The sequence below is a fragment of the Pantoea sp. R13S299 genome, assembly GCF_048515925.1.
GTDB lineage: Bacteria > Pseudomonadota > Gammaproteobacteria > Enterobacterales > Enterobacteriaceae > Pantoea.
Window position 1 is genome coordinate 13,131 of record NZ_JBLYEF010000007.1, and the last position, 16,265, is coordinate 29,395.

13 protein-coding genes are annotated in these 16,265 nt (G+C 55.3%); 5 read left to right on the plus strand and 8 right to left on the minus strand.

The features are described from left to right. Positions 1–107: 107 nt before the first annotated feature. Entirely contained in the window at positions 108–1,517 is a 1,410-nt protein-coding gene (glnA, locus tag ACN1CO_RS21685) for a glutamate--ammonia ligase (RefSeq protein WP_013359533.1), read from the minus strand. 438 nt (positions 1,518–1,955) lie between these two features. Between glnA and typA the strand changes: the two genes are divergently transcribed. The 5 genes from typA to fabY all read left to right on the plus strand — a co-directional run bounded on the left by typA (position 1,956) and on the right by fabY (position 6,896). Next, on the plus strand, positions 1,956–3,779 hold the full coding sequence (gene typA, locus ACN1CO_RS21690) for a ribosome-dependent GTPase TypA (protein WP_419140636.1): 1,824 nt from the start codon (positions 1,956–1,958) through the stop codon (positions 3,777–3,779). Positions 3,780–3,988: 209 nt separating this feature from the next. Continuing rightward, positions 3,989–4,585, plus strand: a complete 597-nt coding sequence (yihX, locus tag ACN1CO_RS21695; protein ID WP_419140637.1) for a glucose-1-phosphatase — start codon at positions 3,989–3,991, stop codon at positions 4,583–4,585. Between the two features lie 3 nt (positions 4,586–4,588). Continuing rightward, on the plus strand, positions 4,589–5,458 hold the full coding sequence (locus ACN1CO_RS21700) for a virulence factor BrkB family protein (RefSeq protein ID WP_419140638.1): 870 nt from the start codon (positions 4,589–4,591) through the stop codon (positions 5,456–5,458). Continuing rightward, entirely contained in the window at positions 5,455–5,892 is a 438-nt protein-coding gene (dtd, locus tag ACN1CO_RS21705) for a D-aminoacyl-tRNA deacylase (RefSeq protein WP_419140639.1), read from the plus strand. Before ACN1CO_RS21700 ends, dtd begins: the two co-directional genes overlap by 4 nt. A 56-nt stretch (positions 5,893–5,948) precedes the next feature. After that, the gene (gene fabY / locus ACN1CO_RS21710) at positions 5,949–6,896 is read left to right on the plus strand and encodes a fatty acid biosynthesis protein FabY (protein ID WP_090967234.1); all 948 of its coding nucleotides are present in this window, start codon (positions 5,949–5,951) and stop codon (positions 6,894–6,896) included. 33 nt (positions 6,897–6,929) lie between these two features. Here the strand turns inward: fabY and ACN1CO_RS21715 are convergent, their stop codons facing one another. The 7 genes from ACN1CO_RS21715 to gmk all read right to left on the minus strand — a co-directional run bounded on the left by ACN1CO_RS21715 (position 6,930) and on the right by gmk (position 16,065). Beyond that, positions 6,930–8,609 (minus strand): AsmA family protein, encoded by a 1,680-nt coding sequence (locus tag ACN1CO_RS21715; protein ID WP_419140640.1) that lies wholly within the window; start codon positions 8,607–8,609, stop codon positions 6,930–6,932. A 118-nt stretch (positions 8,610–8,727) separates the two neighbouring features. Next, positions 8,728–10,101, minus strand: coding sequence for a nucleobase:cation symporter-2 family protein (locus tag ACN1CO_RS21720; protein WP_419140641.1), 1,374 nt, complete (start codon positions 10,099–10,101; stop codon positions 8,728–8,730). Between the two features lie 105 nt (positions 10,102–10,206). Continuing rightward, positions 10,207–12,285 carry an ATP-dependent DNA helicase RecG gene (gene recG / locus ACN1CO_RS21725; protein WP_419140642.1) on the minus strand — a complete coding sequence of 693 codons (2,079 nt, stop codon included), beginning with the start codon at positions 12,283–12,285 and terminating at the stop codon, positions 10,207–10,209. Next, positions 12,282–12,980: a tRNA (guanosine(18)-2'-O)-methyltransferase TrmH gene (trmH, locus tag ACN1CO_RS21730; RefSeq protein WP_419140643.1), complete on the minus strand. Its 699-nt coding sequence runs from the start codon at positions 12,978–12,980 to the stop codon at positions 12,282–12,284. Before trmH ends, recG begins: the two co-directional genes overlap by 4 nt. A 2-nt stretch (positions 12,981–12,982) precedes the next feature. Continuing rightward, positions 12,983–15,091 carry a bifunctional GTP diphosphokinase/guanosine-3',5'-bis pyrophosphate 3'-pyrophosphohydrolase gene (gene spoT, locus ACN1CO_RS21735; protein WP_089415153.1) on the minus strand — a complete coding sequence of 703 codons (2,109 nt, stop codon included), beginning with the start codon at positions 15,089–15,091 and terminating at the stop codon, positions 12,983–12,985. 20 nt (positions 15,092–15,111) lie between these two features. Continuing rightward, on the minus strand, positions 15,112–15,387 hold the full coding sequence (gene rpoZ, locus ACN1CO_RS21740) for a DNA-directed RNA polymerase subunit omega (RefSeq protein ID WP_090967229.1): 276 nt from the start codon (positions 15,385–15,387) through the stop codon (positions 15,112–15,114). Positions 15,388–15,441: 54 nt separating this feature from the next. Next, the gene (gmk, locus tag ACN1CO_RS21745) at positions 15,442–16,065 is read right to left on the minus strand and encodes a guanylate kinase (protein ID WP_033743562.1); all 624 of its coding nucleotides are present in this window, start codon (positions 16,063–16,065) and stop codon (positions 15,442–15,444) included. Between the last annotated feature and the right edge of the window lie 200 nt (positions 16,066–16,265).

Here is a 16,265-nt window from a genome sequence, read left to right on the forward strand (position 1 = left end):
TTAGTCTTAAAGCCGAAAAGAGGGCGAATGAACGGTGAATTCGCGGAGAAAAAAGCCCATCCGGAGATGGGCTAAAAGTTTCCACGGCAACAAAATCGTTTGACCAGTTAGACGCTGTAGTAAAGCTCGAACTCAACCGGGTGTGGCGTCATGCGAACGCGATCCATCTCTGCTTTACGCAGTTCGATGTAAGCATCGATCGATTCGTCAGTGAATACACCGCCACGGGTCAGGAACTCGCGGTCTTCGTTCAGTGCGTTCAGCGCTTCTTCCAGAGAGCCTGCAACTTTTGGAATCTCAGCTTCTTCTTCCGGTGGCAGGTCATACAGGTTCTTATCCATCGCGTCGCCAGGATGGATTTTGTTGATGATGCCATCCAGGCCAGCCATCAGCAGCGCGGTGAACGCCAGGTATGGGTTAGCCGCTGGATCCGGGAAGCGCGCTTCGATACGACGAGCTTTCGGGCTGGCAACAACCGGGATACGGATTGAGGCTGAACGGTTACGGGCAGAGTAAGCCAGCATAACCGGTGCTTCGTAACCCGGGACCAGACGCTTGTAAGAGTTGGTCGTCGGGTTCGCCAGGGCGTTGATCGCTTTAGCGTGCTTAATGATACCGCCGATGTAGAACAGTGCCATTTCAGACAGGCCGCCGTACTTATCGCCGGCAAACAGGTTCTGGCCACCTTTAGAGAGTGACATGTGGCAGTGCATGCCTGAACCGTTGTCGCCAAACATTGGCTTCGGCATAAAGGTCGCCGTTTTGCCGTAAGCGTGGGCAACGTTATGCACGACATATTTGTAGATCTGAATTTCGTCGGCTTTTTTGGTCATGGTATTGAAGCGGGTTGCCACTTCGTTCTGACCTGCAGTCGCCACTTCGTGGTGATGCGCTTCAACAACCAGGCCCATCTGCTCCATTGTCAGACACATGGCAGAACGGATGTCCTGTGATGAGTCTACTGGTGGAACCGGGAAGTAGCCGCCTTTCAGACCTGGACGGTGACCTTTGTTACCGCCTTCGTACTCTTTACCGGTGTTCCATGCCGCTTCGATATCGTCGATAGCCACATGTGAACCGGAAGTCGATGAACCGAAACGGATGTCATCAAACAGGAAGAATTCTGGTTCTGGTCCAAACAGCACGGTATCCGCGATGCCGGAAGAGCGCAGGTAATCTTCAGCGCGCTTAGCGATAGAACGTGGATCGCGGTCGTAGCCCTGCATAGTGCCTGGCTCAAGAATGTCACAACGGATGATCAGCGTAGAATCTTCGAAGAAAGGATCCATGACTGCCGTGGTGGCGTCAGGCATCAGCACCATGTCTGATTCGTTAATGCCTTTCCAGCCGCCAATAGACGAACCATCGAACATTTTGCCTTCTTCAAAGAAGTCAGCGTTTACCTGGTGAGCAGGGATCGTAACGTGCTGTTCTTTACCTTTAGTATCGGTAAAACGCAGGTCAACAAACTTAACTTCATGCTCGTTCATCATCGAGAGAACGTGTTCAGCGGACATACTCAACTCTCCTGGAAATGGTCTTTCATTATCTACATGGCGAGGAAACGTCGTTTCCGGAATCCGTTGCGGGAAAACCACTCCCTGACCAACCTCTTCCGGCACGCTCTTCAACCGACATCTGACTGGCGTTTACGCTTGATTTAGATAAAGCGAATTCTGTGCCAACTTTCCCGATGTTGCTTAAATCGCCTTGTGCTGCACCTTTTTGTCATAAAGCGGCTGCACCACGGTGGTTTTGTTGCACCATTAAGGTGCTTTATGGTGATCTTCTGGCACTATTTTGGTGCATAAGACCAACTTAGTGCATTTTCTGCACCGGGAACAGGGCAAATTTGCGTCTATCTAATAAACTTTCAGTGAAAAGTGTGATGGTGTTCAGTCTTCCGCTTAATCAGTGTACAATAACGCGCTATTTCTAATGCCTGAGGCAAAGCTGTGATCGAAAATTTGCGTAACATCGCCATCATCGCGCACGTTGACCATGGAAAGACCACCCTGGTTGACAAACTGCTGCAACAATCCGGTACTTTTGATGCCCGTACCGAAGCAACAGAGCGCGTGATGGACTCCAATGATTTGGAGAAAGAGCGTGGGATTACCATCCTCGCAAAAAACACCGCCATTAAGTGGAATGACTACCGTATCAACATCGTTGATACCCCGGGACACGCCGACTTCGGTGGTGAAGTTGAGCGCGTCATGTCCATGGTGGACTCGGTGCTGCTGGTTGTAGATGCGATGGATGGCCCTATGCCGCAAACCCGCTTCGTGACCAAAAAAGCGTTCGCGCATGGTCTGAAGCCGATTGTGGTTATCAACAAAGTAGACCGCCCTGGTGCGCGTCCGGATTGGGTTGTTGATCAGGTATTTGACCTGTTCGTAAACCTGGATGCCACTGACGAACAGCTCGACTTCCCTATCATTTTCGCCTCTGCGCTGAATGGTATTGCAGGTCTTGAGCACACCGACATGGCTGACGATATGACCCCGCTGTACCAGGCAATCGTTGACCACGTTGCACCTCCGCAGGTTGAGTCTGATGCCCCGCTGCAGATGCAAATTTCTCAGCTGGACTACAACAACTACCTGGGCGTGATCGGCATCGGCCGTATCAAGCGCGGTAAAGTTAAGCCTAACCAGCAAGTCACTATCATCGATAGCGAAGGCAAAACCCGTAACGGTAAAGTCGGTAAAGTCCTGACTCACCTGGGTCTTGAGCGTATCGACAGCGATCTGGCAGAAGCGGGCGATATCATTGCTATCACCGGTCTGGGCGAGCTGAACATCTCTGACACTATCTGTGATCCACAGAACGTGCAGGCGCTGCCAGCACTGAGCGTCGATGAGCCAACTGTAACCATGTTCTTTAACGTCAACACCTCACCGTTCTGCGGTAAAGAAGGTAAGTACGTGACTTCACGTCAGATCCTTGAGCGTCTGAACAAAGAACTGGTTCACAACGTGGCACTGCGTGTTGAAGAAACTGAAGACTCTGACGCGTTCCGCGTATCAGGTCGCGGTGAACTTCACCTGTCAGTTCTGATCGAAAATATGCGTCGTGAAGGTTTCGAGCTGGCGGTATCCCGTCCGAAAGTTATCTTCCGCGAAATCGATGGCCGTAAACAGGAGCCATTCGAAAACGTCACGCTGGATATCGAAGAAACGCATCAGGGTTCCGTTATGCAAGCCATGGGCGAGCGTAAAGGCGATCTTAAAAACATGGATCCGGATGGCAAAGGCCGCGTACGTCTCGACTACGTGATCCCAAGCCGTGGCCTGATTGGCTTCCGTAACGAATTCATGACCATGACTTCCGGTACCGGTCTGCTCTACTCTACTTTCAGCCATTACGACGATATCCGTCCGGGCGAAGTAGGCCAGCGCCAGAATGGCGTACTGATCTCTAACGGTCAGGGCAAAGCGGTCGCGTTCGCACTGTTCGGTCTGCAGGATCGCGGTAAGCTGTTCCTGGGCCATGGTGCAGAAGTGTATGAAGGCCAGATCATCGGTATTCACAGCCGTTCTAACGATCTGACAGTTAACTGTCTGACCGGTAAGAAACTGACCAACATGCGTGCTTCAGGTACTGATGAAGCAACGACCCTGGTTCCACCGCAGAAAATGACGCTGGAACAGGCGATCGAGTTCATCGATGATGACGAACTGGTCGAAGTGACTCCACTGTCAGTGCGTATCCGTAAACGTCACCTGACTGAAAACGACCGTAAACGTGCTTCACGTGGTCCTAAAGACGCATAACTGCGCCTTTAAATGATAAAGAGCCCCGCTTGCGGGGCTTTTTTTTGCCTGCAATTCGGGATTCTCCAGCCGGGCCAGCGAATATTTGTGTGAGTTGCTGCGCACTTTAGCCACCTTCTGGCGTTTACGCTTTTCTCTCCGCGCGTGCCTGTTCAGCCTGCACTTTTGCCGCTAGAGTGAATACTCCAGGGAACAGAAGGAGAGACACCATGCTGTATATCTTTGATTTGGGCAATGTGATTATCGATATCGACTTTAACCGCGTGCTGGGTGTCTGGAGTGACTTTAGTCGTGTACCGCTGGCCTCGCTGCAAGGCCATTTCCAGATGGATGAAGCATTTGAACAACACGAGCGTGGCGAGATCAGCGATGAAGATTTCGCGCTGGCGCTGTGTGAAAAGCTGGAAATCGCGCTGAGCTATGAGCAGTTTGCGGCAGGCTGGCAGGCAGTCTTTGTCGACGTACGTCCGGAAACCCTGGCGCTGATGAACCGGCTGCGGCTGGAAGGTCATCGGGTGGTGATTCTTTCGAACACCAACAAACTGCATTGCGACTTCTGGCCGACCCAGTATCCGGATGTGCAGCAGGCGGCAGATAAAATCTATCTCTCCCAGGAACTGGGCATGCGTAAACCGGAAGCCCGGATTTATCAGCATGTGCTGGACGCAGAAGGTATGACTGCCGATCAGGCGGTGTTCTTTGATGATAACCCACAGAACATTGAGGCGGCCCGCGCCCTGGGTATTGAAAGTGTACTGGTTACTGACAGTAAAACGGTACCCAACTGGTTTGCAGGTCTACAGTAACTCATGATGTCACGTAAATTTCGTCCCGGGCTGCACGCGTTCTGGTTGTGGCTCAAACTGTTGTGGAAACGTATTGATGAGGATGGCATGACGACCCAGGCCGGTAATCTGGCTTATGTCTCCTTGCTGGCGCTGGTACCACTCATTGCGGTTGTGTTTGCCCTGTTTGCGGCGTTTCCGGTCTTCTCTGATATCAGCGTGCAGTTGAAGCAGTTTGTCTTTAACAATCTGATGCCTGCTGCTGGTAACACGCTGCAACGCTATCTTGAGCAGTTTGTTGCTAACGTAAACCGGATGACGGCGGTCGGCGCAGTCGGCCTGATCGTAACCGCCTTACTGCTGATGCATTCGGTCGATACCGCGTTGAATACCATCTGGCGCAGCAACAAGAAGCGGCCGATGGTTTACTCCTTTGCGGTCTACTGGATGATCCTGACGCTCGGCCCGCTGCTGGCCGGTGCCAGCCTGGCGATCAGCTCCTATCTGCTGTCGCTGCGCTGGATTAACGCGACCGGCGTCACCAGCCTGGTCGATCAGATGCTGCGCATTTTCCCGCTTCTGCTGTCGTGGCTCGCCTTCTGGTTGCTCTACAGCATCGTTCCCACCCAGCGCGTGCCGCCACGCGATGCGCTGATTGGTGCGCTGGTCGCCGGTGCGCTGTTTGAGCTGGGTAAAAAGGGCTTTGCGCTCTATGTTACTATGTTCCCTTCCTATCAGCTGATCTACGGCGTACTGGCCGTGATCCCCATTCTGTTTCTCTGGGTCTACTGGACCTGGTGTATTGTGTTGTTAGGCGCGGAAATAACCGTAGCGTTAGCCGACTATCGGCAGTTAAAACAGCAATACAAAGAAGAGCAACGCGAGGAAAAATGATTGCATTGATTCAACGCGTGCAGCGCGCCAGCGTCAGCGTCGATCAGGGCGTGATCGGCGAAATCGGCGCCGGCTTACTGGTTTTGCTGGGCGTGGAAAAGGGCGATGACAACGCGCGTGCGGAACGTCTCGCAGAACGCGTACTGGGCTATCGCATCTTTAGTGATGAGCAGGGCAAAATGAACCTGAGTGTCCGCCAGGCGGGCGGAAGTGTGCTGGTGGTGTCGCAGTTTACGCTGGCCGCAGATACACAAAAAGGGATGCGCCCCTCCTTTTCGGGAGGCGCTGAGCCTGCTGAAGCCGAACGTCTGTATGATTATTTCAGCGACTACTGTCGCCAGCAGGGGATTACCACGGCGAACGGCCGTTTTGCTGCAGATATGCAGGTCTCGCTGGTGAATGATGGGCCTGTGACGTTCTGGTTGCAGGTGTGAGATCGTCAGCTGAGCGGCAGGGAACAGGCCACCTATCCGAGCGGGAGAAACATTACATGTACCACCTTCGCGTGCCACAGACGGCGGAAGAGCTGGATATCTATTATCAGTTCCGCTGGGAGATGTTGCGTAAACCCCTGCGTCAGCCGCAGGGATCGGAACGTGACGCCTGGGATGCCCTGGCGCATCACCAGATGGTGGTTGATGAGCAGGGAGATCCGGTCGCCATTGGCCGTCTCTATATCAATGCCGACAATGAGGCCGCTATCCGCTTCATGGCTGTTCATCCTTCGGTGCAGGGGAAAGGGCTGGGTACGCTGATGGCGATGACCCTGGAGTCCGTGGCGCGTCAGGAAGGGGCTAAGCGGGTGACCTGTAGCGCCCGCGAAGATGCCGTCGCGTTCTTCGCTAAGCTCGGTTACATCAATCAGGGCGAGATTACCGCGCCGCAGACGACGCCGGTACGCCACTTTTTGATGATCAAGCCAGTGGTTACGCTCGATGATATCCTGCATCGTGCCGACTGGTGCGGCCAGCTGCAACAGGCCTGGTATGATCACATCCCGCTCAGCGAGAAGATGGGTGTCCGTATTCTGCAGTTTACCGGCCAGAAATTCATCACCACCATGCCTGAAGCGGGCAACCAGAATCCACACCAGACGCTGTTCGCTGGCAGCCTGTTCTCGCTGGCAACGCTGACCGGCTGGGGATTGATCTGGCTGCTGCTGCGTGAGCGTCATCTTGGCGGCACCATTATTCTGGCGGATGCGCACATTCGCTACAGCCATCCCATCAGTGGACGACCTGGCGCGATTGCCGACCTCGGCTCACTAAGCGGCGATCTCGATCGTCTGGCGCGCGGACGCAAAGCGCGTGTGCAGCTTGAAGTGGAGCTTTTTGGCAATGATGAGTGTGGCGCGGTGTTTGAAGGGGTCTATATCGTCTTGCCCGCCGATCCGGATGGGCCGCTGGAAGAGGGCGGTTCCGGCGCTCGTATCAATTAATCATAAGGGCCGCATCTGCGGCCCTTAATGTTATCAATGTACCTGGCCCGCCTGCATAGTCTGCTGTACCTGCTGACTATCCGTGGTCACCGACAGAGTGCCATTTACCGTCGGGCGCAGTGGCTGGCCTGCGGCTAATGCACCGCTCAGTTGCAACTGCATATTGCTGTCACCGGTTAACGGCAATGTGGGCCATCCCCAGTTCTGCAACACATTCACCGGCACCGCACGACCGGTCAGTTGCAGCGTCAGCGGACGCGCTGGCTGCTGGCCTACGGTCGCCGTCCCTTCCAGCAGCCCCTTGTTACTGAACGCACTCAGCTCGGTAACCTGAATCTGCTGCGGGTCAGCACTCAGCGCAATCGACGGATGACGCAGATCGGTGCGGTTAAAGGTCGACTCTGCCGCGTTCAGGCTGAGCTTCCCTGACCAGATCCCCCACTGATGCTTCTGAGCCAGCAGCAGATTCTCGCCGGCGCCATCAAGTGAGGTCAGCTGGAAGGGAAACGCCGGATTAATGTCGATAATCAGATTACGGTTAGAGGTGAAACGCGTCACCTCTACGCTATCCAGCCACTCAGGCAGTGTCGCCTGCCAGCGGTCGCGCCAGTCCTGCGGCAGGGTATATTCCAGTCCGGCAACGGCCAGATTTTTCAGCGTCAGGCGTTTATTGCTGCGTGACCAGTCACCGTCAGCCCGAATCACCCCGTTCGCCCAGCGTGAACTGAATTGCGTCAGCGCCAGGCCCTGCGGTGAGAAATCCAGATTAACAATGGGATCATTAAGCTCGAATCCACCGTTGATAAAATTACTGGCATTCAGCGCCAGTGAACCATCGTTACTCTGCCAGTCATCGCCCTGCCAGTTAACGTTTCTTAGTGTCAGATCCAGATCCGTCACCGCCCAGTCAGGCCCCTGCAGGCGCGCATCAGTCATGTCGAGTCGGGTAATAGCAATTGAGGGGACAGCCTGCAGGCTATGCAGGAAATCTTTCAGGCTGCTGGTGGTCTGCAGACGAATGTCGTTCAGTCGCAGCTGATTGATTTTCCAGTTGCCCTGGGCATCACGCTCACCGTTACCGGTCATGGAGCCGCGCGCCAGGTCGGCACCAATATTGTCAAAGCGCATCCGACCCTGAGAAACACTGCCCTGAATCAGGACATTTTCACCCGGCACCTTGTTCAGCGTCATGCTGCCTGCGCTCATCTGGAAGCGGGCATCGCGACCCAGCATATCCAGGGCAGTGGGTTTCCACGGCAGAATGCCACCATTAACCTGCTGAGCAAACAGCGGTAATGGGCTGTTAGGGCTGTCGATACGCATATTGTTGAGCTGCAGGCGATCGGCCTGAATTGGTAGCGCACTGTCTGGCGTCAGATTAGCCAGATTCACTTCCCCGTCGCGTAGCTCCAGGCTGCTGAAATGCAGCGGATCGCTGAACTGAATCAGTGCCAGACCGAGATCGACCCGTTTCGCCACCAGAACCGCAGGCTGCCCATCGTGACCAAAGCTGAAGTCATCCAGAATGATATGAGAGGGAGAGGAGAAATTGTGTTCAATTTTACTCAGGGAGAGGTGCCATTCGGTTTTGTCGCTCACCCAACGGCTAAACCAGCCTGCACCCCACTGTGTCTGCAGCAGTACATAGATCACGACCAGGGTGAAAAGCAGCAGCAAAAGTAAGGTGAGGAAAAACTTTCCAAGAAATTTCATAGCATCCTTCCCGAGTTAAATCCGGTGAGAGGTTGTTATGCCTGAATTACCGTTACAGCTCAACAGCCTGGATGTAAATCCGAATAATTAGCAGGCAGGCCGAAGCCTGCCTGTGGCCTTACTTCTCTTGCGGGAAAATCAGGTTGAGCACGATTGCGGTAATGCCGCCCGCTGCAATGCCGGAAGAGAGCAGGGTTTTCAGCCAGTCAGGCGCAAACTGCAGGATCAGCGGCTGCTGGGAAACGCCCAGGCCCACCGCCAGCGACAGCGCGATAATCATGATGGCGCGACGGTTAAGCGGCTCGCGTGAGACGATGCGAACGCCCGAGGCGGCGATGGTGCCAAACATCACAATCGTTGCGCCGCCGAGCACCGGTTCAGGGATCATCTGCACCAGACCGCTGACGGCCGGAAACAGCCCCAGCACAATCAGCATCAGCGCCACAACAAAGCCCACGTATCGGCTGGCAACGCCGGTTAACTGAATTACGCCATTGTTCTGACCGAAGCAGGAGTTAGGGAAGGTATTAAACAGCGCGGAGACAAAGGAGTTGAGGCCATTCGCCAGCACGCCGCCTTTCAGGCGTTTCATGTAGAGCGGTCCGCTGACCGGCTGTTCCGACACATCTGAAGTGGCGGTGATATCGCCGATGGTCTCCAGGGAGGTCACCATAAACACCAGCATTAGCGGGATGAGCAGATTCCAGTCGAAGCCCAGTCCGTAGTAGAGCGGGGTCGGGATCACGATCAGCGGCTGGTTAGCGGGGATACCTGCTGCAGGCAGCATCCCCATCGCCCAGGCCAGCAGATAGCCCACGGCCATGGCAATCACCAGAGAGGCGACGCGCAGGTAAGCGTTCTTCTGGCGGTTAAGCAGCACGATCACCAGCAGCACGGCACCAGCCAGCATCAGATTTTTCGGCGCGCCAAAAGTATGGTCGTTCATCGCGCTGAAACCGCCGCCAATCGAGGTCAGACCCACCTGAATCAGCGACAGGCCGATGATCATCACCACAATACCGGAAACCAGCGGCGTGATGATCCGGCGGGCCAGGTGTAATACGCGTGACAGCACCATTTCGGTACAGGAAGCCACCATCAGCGTGCCAAACAGCGCCGCCATCATGGTGGGCACGTCAGCACCGCCATTTTTCAGCGCCATGCCGCCCATAATCAGAGGCGTAACGAAGTTGAAGCTGGTGCCCTGAATCGACAGCAGACCCGAGCCCACCGGTCCCCAGGTTTTGATTTGCAGCAGTGATGCCACGCCCGAAGCAAACAGCGACATGCTGATAATGTGGCGGGTATCTTCTGCGGGCAGGCCCAGCGCCTGACAGATCAGAATGGCTGGCGTGATGACCGCGACAAACATCGCCAGCAGATGCTGACCGGCGGCAAACAGCGTTTGCGGCAGAGGGGGACGATCTTCAAGACGATAAATGAGTTCGCTTTGCGTGGCGGAAGGCTGGTCTGGCTGAGGATTGGTGGACATCTTCTGTTCTTCCCAAAAAATAATGTGGCGATTGTAATCATCCGCCGGGCAAAAGCAATCGTTTGCCCGGCGAGGATAAAAAAAGCCGACTCAGATGGAGATCAATCAGACGTTGGTGAAACGGGTATTCTCTGGCAGCCAGCGTTCAATCAGGGCGCTGGCCTGCTCGGGATAGTGCTGGTGGATGTGCCGTGCCACACGCTGAACTTCCGGCACCATCGCTGCATCGCGCAGCAGGTCGGCCACTTTAAATTCGGCGTTACCGGTCTGACGCGTGCCCAGCAGTTCACCCGGCCCGCGAATCTCCAGATCGAACTGGGCAATCACAAAGCCGTCATTGCTGTCGCGCAGCACCTGCAAACGCTTCTGCGCCGTCTTGCTTAGCGGCGCTTTGTAAAGCAGCACACAGTGCGATGCTATGGCACCACGACCTACACGGCCCCGCAACTGATGCAGCTGCGCCAGTCCTAATCGCTCCGGGTTTTCGATAATCATCAGGCTGGCATTCGGCACGTCCACGCCGACCTCAATCACGGTCGTCGCCACCAGCAGCTGCAGTTCATTCGCTTTAAACGCCTGCATCACCGCCTGTTTTTCCGCAGGCTTCATGCGGCCATGCACCAGTCCGATATTTAAATCGGGCAGCGCAGTTTTCAGGGATTCCCAGCTGGCTTCTGCCGCCTGGGCTTCCAGCAGTTCTGACTCTTCAATCAGCGTGCAGACCCAGTAGGCCTGACGACCTTCGCGGCAGGCATGCTCAACCCGCGCCACAATTTCCTCGCGTCGCGTATCGGGGATGGCGACGGTAGTCACCGGTGTACGTCCCGGCGGCAGCTCATCGATGGTTGAGGTATCGAGATCGGCATACGCGGTCATCGCCAGGGTGCGCGGAATCGGTGTGGCGGTCATGATCAGCTGATGCGGATGGAAACCCTGCTCTTCGCCTTTTTCCCATAAGGCCAGCCGCTGGTGGACGCCGAAGCGGTGCTGCTCATCAATAATGACCAGCGCCAGACCATTGAACTGCACCTGCTCCTGAAACAGAGCGTGTGTGCCCACGACCATTGCCACCTGACCGCTGGCTATCGCTTCCTGTTGTGCCTGGCGGGCTTTGCCTTTCTGTTTTCCGGCCAGCCAGCCCACTTCAATGCCCAGCGGCGCAAACCACTGGCGGAAGTTACTGGCATGCTGTTCAGCCAGCAGTTCGGTCGGCGCCATCAGCGCAACCTGCTTACCATGGGCGATAACGTTCAGCGCAGAAAGCGCAGCAACCAGCGTCTTGCCCGAGCCGACATCGCCCTGCACCAGCCGCATCATCGGGAAATCGTTGGCCAGATCTTTCTCTATCTCCGCCACTACGCGTTTCTGCGCATTGGTTGGAGAGAAAGGCAGGGCGGCGAGAAGCTGATCACTGAGATTGTGTTGGGGCGGCATCGGCAACGCGTAATAGCGCTGCGCACCAGCGCGCACCGCCAGCATGCTGAGGTTATGCGCCAGCAGCTCTTCCAGAATCAATCTGCGTTGTGCCGGATGACGGCCACTTTCCAGTTCGCTGAGGCGGAGATCGGGCGGTGGACGATGCAGTGTGCGCAGCGCGTCAGGCAGGCTGATTAAGCCCCCACTCAGTTCCTTCGGCAGCAGCTCGGCAATCGGGCAGCTCTCCAGCAGCGTCAGCGCCTGGTCAGTGAGATTACGCAGCGTGGCCTGTCGGATGCCTTCAGTGGTGGGATAAACCGGCGTTAAGGTCTCTTCCAGCGTCACATTGCTCTGTTCGCCCTGGATGCGGTATTCGGGATGAATAATCTCAGCGCCACGCTGACCGCGCTTGATCTCACCATAGGCGGTGACGCGACGTCCCGGCGACAGGTTGTTCTTCATCCCGGCATTGAAATTAAAGAAGCGCATCGTCAGTACGCCACTGCCATCGCTGATCTGGCACACCATCATCCGGCGGCGACCAAAGGTGATATCAGTATGCAGCACTTCGCCTTCTACTGTGGCCCAGATACCGGGCAGCAGATCGTCAATGGCGTAGAGTTGGGTGCGATCTTCGTAGCGAAGCGGGAGATGGAGCAGGAGATCCTGAATGGTATGCAGGTCGATTTTGGCCAGTTTAGCTGCCTGGCTGGCACCGACGCCGGTCAGTGTACTGAGCGGGATGGCATCCAGCAGACGGCCTTTCATCTTCTTTTACCGGTCGACTGCATGGTTGCCCACCAGCTGGGATCGGCGTCGACTTCACCCTGCGCATTGATGCGCGGATAGGGCAGACCTTTCTGCTTTGCGACCCGCGCCAGCACCGGGAATCCACCTTCGAACAGCAGGCGTTGCTGTGCATCTTCATCCAGCAGACTGTAATCGCGCAGGTAAAGACCGGCGTTCTGCCTCTGCCGCTGGGCTTCATAAAGGATTAGCGCGCAGGCGACCGAGACATTCAGCGACTGCACCATACCCACCATGGGAATCACGATCTGCCGATCGGCCAGCGCCAGGGCTTCTTCGGTAATGCCGGTTTTTTCCTGCCCCATCAGGATGCAGGTCGGAAGGGTATAATCGATCTCGCGGAAATCCACCGCATCGGCGGAGAGATGGGTCGCTAAAACCTGCATCTTCTGCTGTTTAAGCTGTTTTACGGCATCGCCGATGGTGGGATGGGTGACCACTTTCACCCAGCTATTGCTTCCGGCAGATGCAGAAGCCTGAGTGCGCATCCGCTGGCTCGGCCAGACGGCATGCACTTCGTGGATGCCAACGGCGTCGGCCGTTCGGATCACCGCTGAAACATTGTGCGGTTTGTGTACCTGCTCCATGCAGACCGTCAGGTCGTGCTGGCGCAGTGCCAGCATCTCCTGAATCCGGGCAAAACGTTGATCGTTCATGCCTAATTACGGTTACGGTGGACTTTGATCACATCCGGCATCACGCGAATTTTACGCATGATATTCGCCAGATGGACGCGATCACGTGCGGTCAGGCGGATAAAGGCGCTGTAGACGCGGCCATCACGCTCTTCGGTATTCAGGCTCTGAATATTGGAACCGGCCGTGTTGATTGCTGCCGTCAGGTTAGCCAGCGCGCCCTGATGATTAAACATGTCGACTTTGATTTCCGCCACGAACTCCTGCTCGGTGACTTTATCCCACTCGACCGGCATGAACTTTTCCGGCTCTTTCTGGTAGCCGCGAATATTCCGACAGGATTCATGATGCACCACCAGCCCTTTGCCGGGACTGACATGGGCAACAATCGGGTCACCAGGAATCGGTCGGCAGCATTTGGCGAAGGTAATCAGCACGCCATCTGCGCCTTTAATTGGCAGTTTACCGCGCTTGCTGTTACTGCTGATGGCGTTGCTGTCAGCCTGCAGCAGGTTCTTCGCCACGACCACGCTCATCGCATTGCCCAGACCGATTTCCGCCAGCAGATCGTCAAGCGAGGTCAGCTTCATACGATCCAGTTCCTGCCTGATATTTTCAGGCGGGATCTCAGCCAGTTTACGGCTGCCGCCCAGCGCATGGCTGAGCAGGCGGCGACCCAGATTAACGGAGTCTTCGCGCTTGAGGTTTTTCAGCAGCTGGCGAATTTTGGCGCGGGCTTTGGAGCTGACGACAAAGTTGAGCCAGGCGGCGTTAGGACGGGCGCCTGGCGCGGTGATGATCTCAATCGTCTGGCCGCTGGTCAGAGTTTGCGACAGCGGATAAGGCTGGCGGTCAACGCGTGCGCCGACGCAGGCATGGCCGATATCGGTGTGAACCGCATAGGCGAAGTCTACCGGTGTCGCGCCGGTTGGCAGCTCAACAATGCGGCCTTCAGGCGTAAAGACATAGATCTCATCCGGGAAGAGATCGGACTTCACGCTTTCAATAAATTCAAATGAACTGCCCGCACTCTGCTGCAGCTCCAGCAGGCTTTGCAGCCAGCGCTGAGCGCGAATCTGTGCGGTGGTGCCACTTTCGCCCGCCTGTTTATAAGCCCAGTGCGCAGCGACCCCCATTTCCGCCATCTGATCCATATCCTCGGTGCGAATCTGCACTTCAACCGGCACGCCGTGCGGACCGATCATGGAGGTATGGAGGGATTGATAGCCGTTGGCTTTGGGGATGGCGATGTAATCTTTAACCCGGCCCGGACGCGGCTTATACAAGCTGTGCATCTGGCCCAGAACGCGATAGCAGGTATCCAGATCTTTCACGATGACGCGAAAGGCATAGATATCCATGATCGAGTGAAAACGCTGCTCTTTCAGCGTCATTTTGCGGTAGATCGAGTAAAGATGCTTTTCACGACCGCTAACGCGGCAGGGAATGCCCGCTTCCTGCAAACGGCCATCGATCTCAGAAAGAATCTTCTGGATCATCTCTTTACGATTACCGCGCGCAGCTTTCACCACCTCTTTAATCACCCGATAACGATTCGGGTAAAGAGCCTCAAAACCAAGCTCTTCCAGCTCTGTTTTAAGATGATGAATACCCAGGCGGTGCGCCAGCGGACTGTAAATCTCTAACGTTTCCAGCGCGATGCGGCGACGTTTGTCCGGGCGTAACGACCCGAGGGTGCGCATATTGTGGGTGCGGTCAGCCAGCTTGATGAGAATGACGCGGATATCCTGCACCATCGCCATAATCATCTTGCGGAAGTTTTCTGCCTGCGCTTCTTTCTTGTCGCGGAATTTCAGCTTATCCAGCTTGGAAACGCCTTCGACCAGCTCCGCCACACTTTTTCCGAACAGCTGTTCCATGTCCTGATAAGTGGCTGGCGTATCTTCGATCACGTCATGCAGCAGCGCGGCCATGAGGGTTTCATGGTCGAGCTTCATTTCCGCCAGAATACAGGCCACGGCAACCGGATGGGTGATATAGGGCTCACCGCTGGAGCGTGTCTGTCCCTCGTGGGCATCACGTGCGACAAGGTAGGCTTGCTGGAGGCGCTTGATCTGCTCCTCTGGCAAGTATTTTTCAATCAGTTGATTGAGACTTTCAAACAGATACAAGGGCGACCTGCAGGTGGCTGTTAACGACGACCTTCAGCGATAGCGGTAACGGCCTGTAACTCAGCGGCTTCCTGCTCATGCTGTTCCTGGCGATCACGCACATCTAAAATCTGATTGGTGATCAAACCTTCTTCGATTTCGCGCAGTGCGATAACGGTAGGTTTATCGTTCTCTTCCGGAACCAGCGGATCTTTGCCGCCAACCTGCATCTGACGTGCACGACGTGCAGCGACCAACACCAGGTCAAAACGATTACCAACTTTTTCTACTGCGTCCTGAACGGTTACGCGTGCCATAGGTGTGCTACTCCACAGATGAAGAAATGACTGCGCATCATACTGAAACTGTATTCAGACTGCCAACAGTTTGCTGATTAAAGCATCGTGACGCGCCTTCTGACGCGCCATACGCAGACGTTCTGCGCGAATAATGGTTTTCAGATCGGACAGCGCCAGATCAAAATCATCATTCACAATTAAATAATCATACTCGGCGTAGTGGCTCATTTCCGCTACTGCCTGAGCCATGCGACGCGTTATGACCTCTTCGCTATCCTGGCCACGACCGCGTAAACGGCGATCGAGCTCTTCTTTCGAAGGCGGCAAAACAAAGATGCTGCGAGCGCCAGGCATTTTAGCGCGGATTTGCTGCGCACCCTGCCAGTCGATGTCGAGAAACACGTCAACGCCGGTTGCCAGCACCTGCTCAATAGCATGGCGTGACGTACCGTAGTAGTTGTCGAAAACTCGGGCATGTTCGAGGAACGCGTCTTCCGCGATCATCTGCTCAAATTCATGTTTCTCAACGAAAAAGTAATGTTCGCCATGGGTTTCACCCGGACGCATACCGCGCGTCGTGTGCGAAACAGAGACCTGCGTGTCATACAACGGCTGGGTCTTTAACAGAGCCTGAATCAGGCTGGATTTCCCTGCACCGCTGGGAGCAGAAACAATATAGAGCGTGCCTTGAGCCATGGTTTTCTTGAATTGATTAAAAGCGGAGTCGATTTCCTGCACAGTATACACAGCTTCCCGTTGCCACGCAGCGTTTGCGCAGCGGCAACCCCCAACTTTTGCGCATCTTCACGCGAATGTCTGTTAGACCACTGTAATTAACCCCTTATTGCCACGGCATCCCTTCCACAACCGAACATCGCCTCTGGCTGACGTTAACG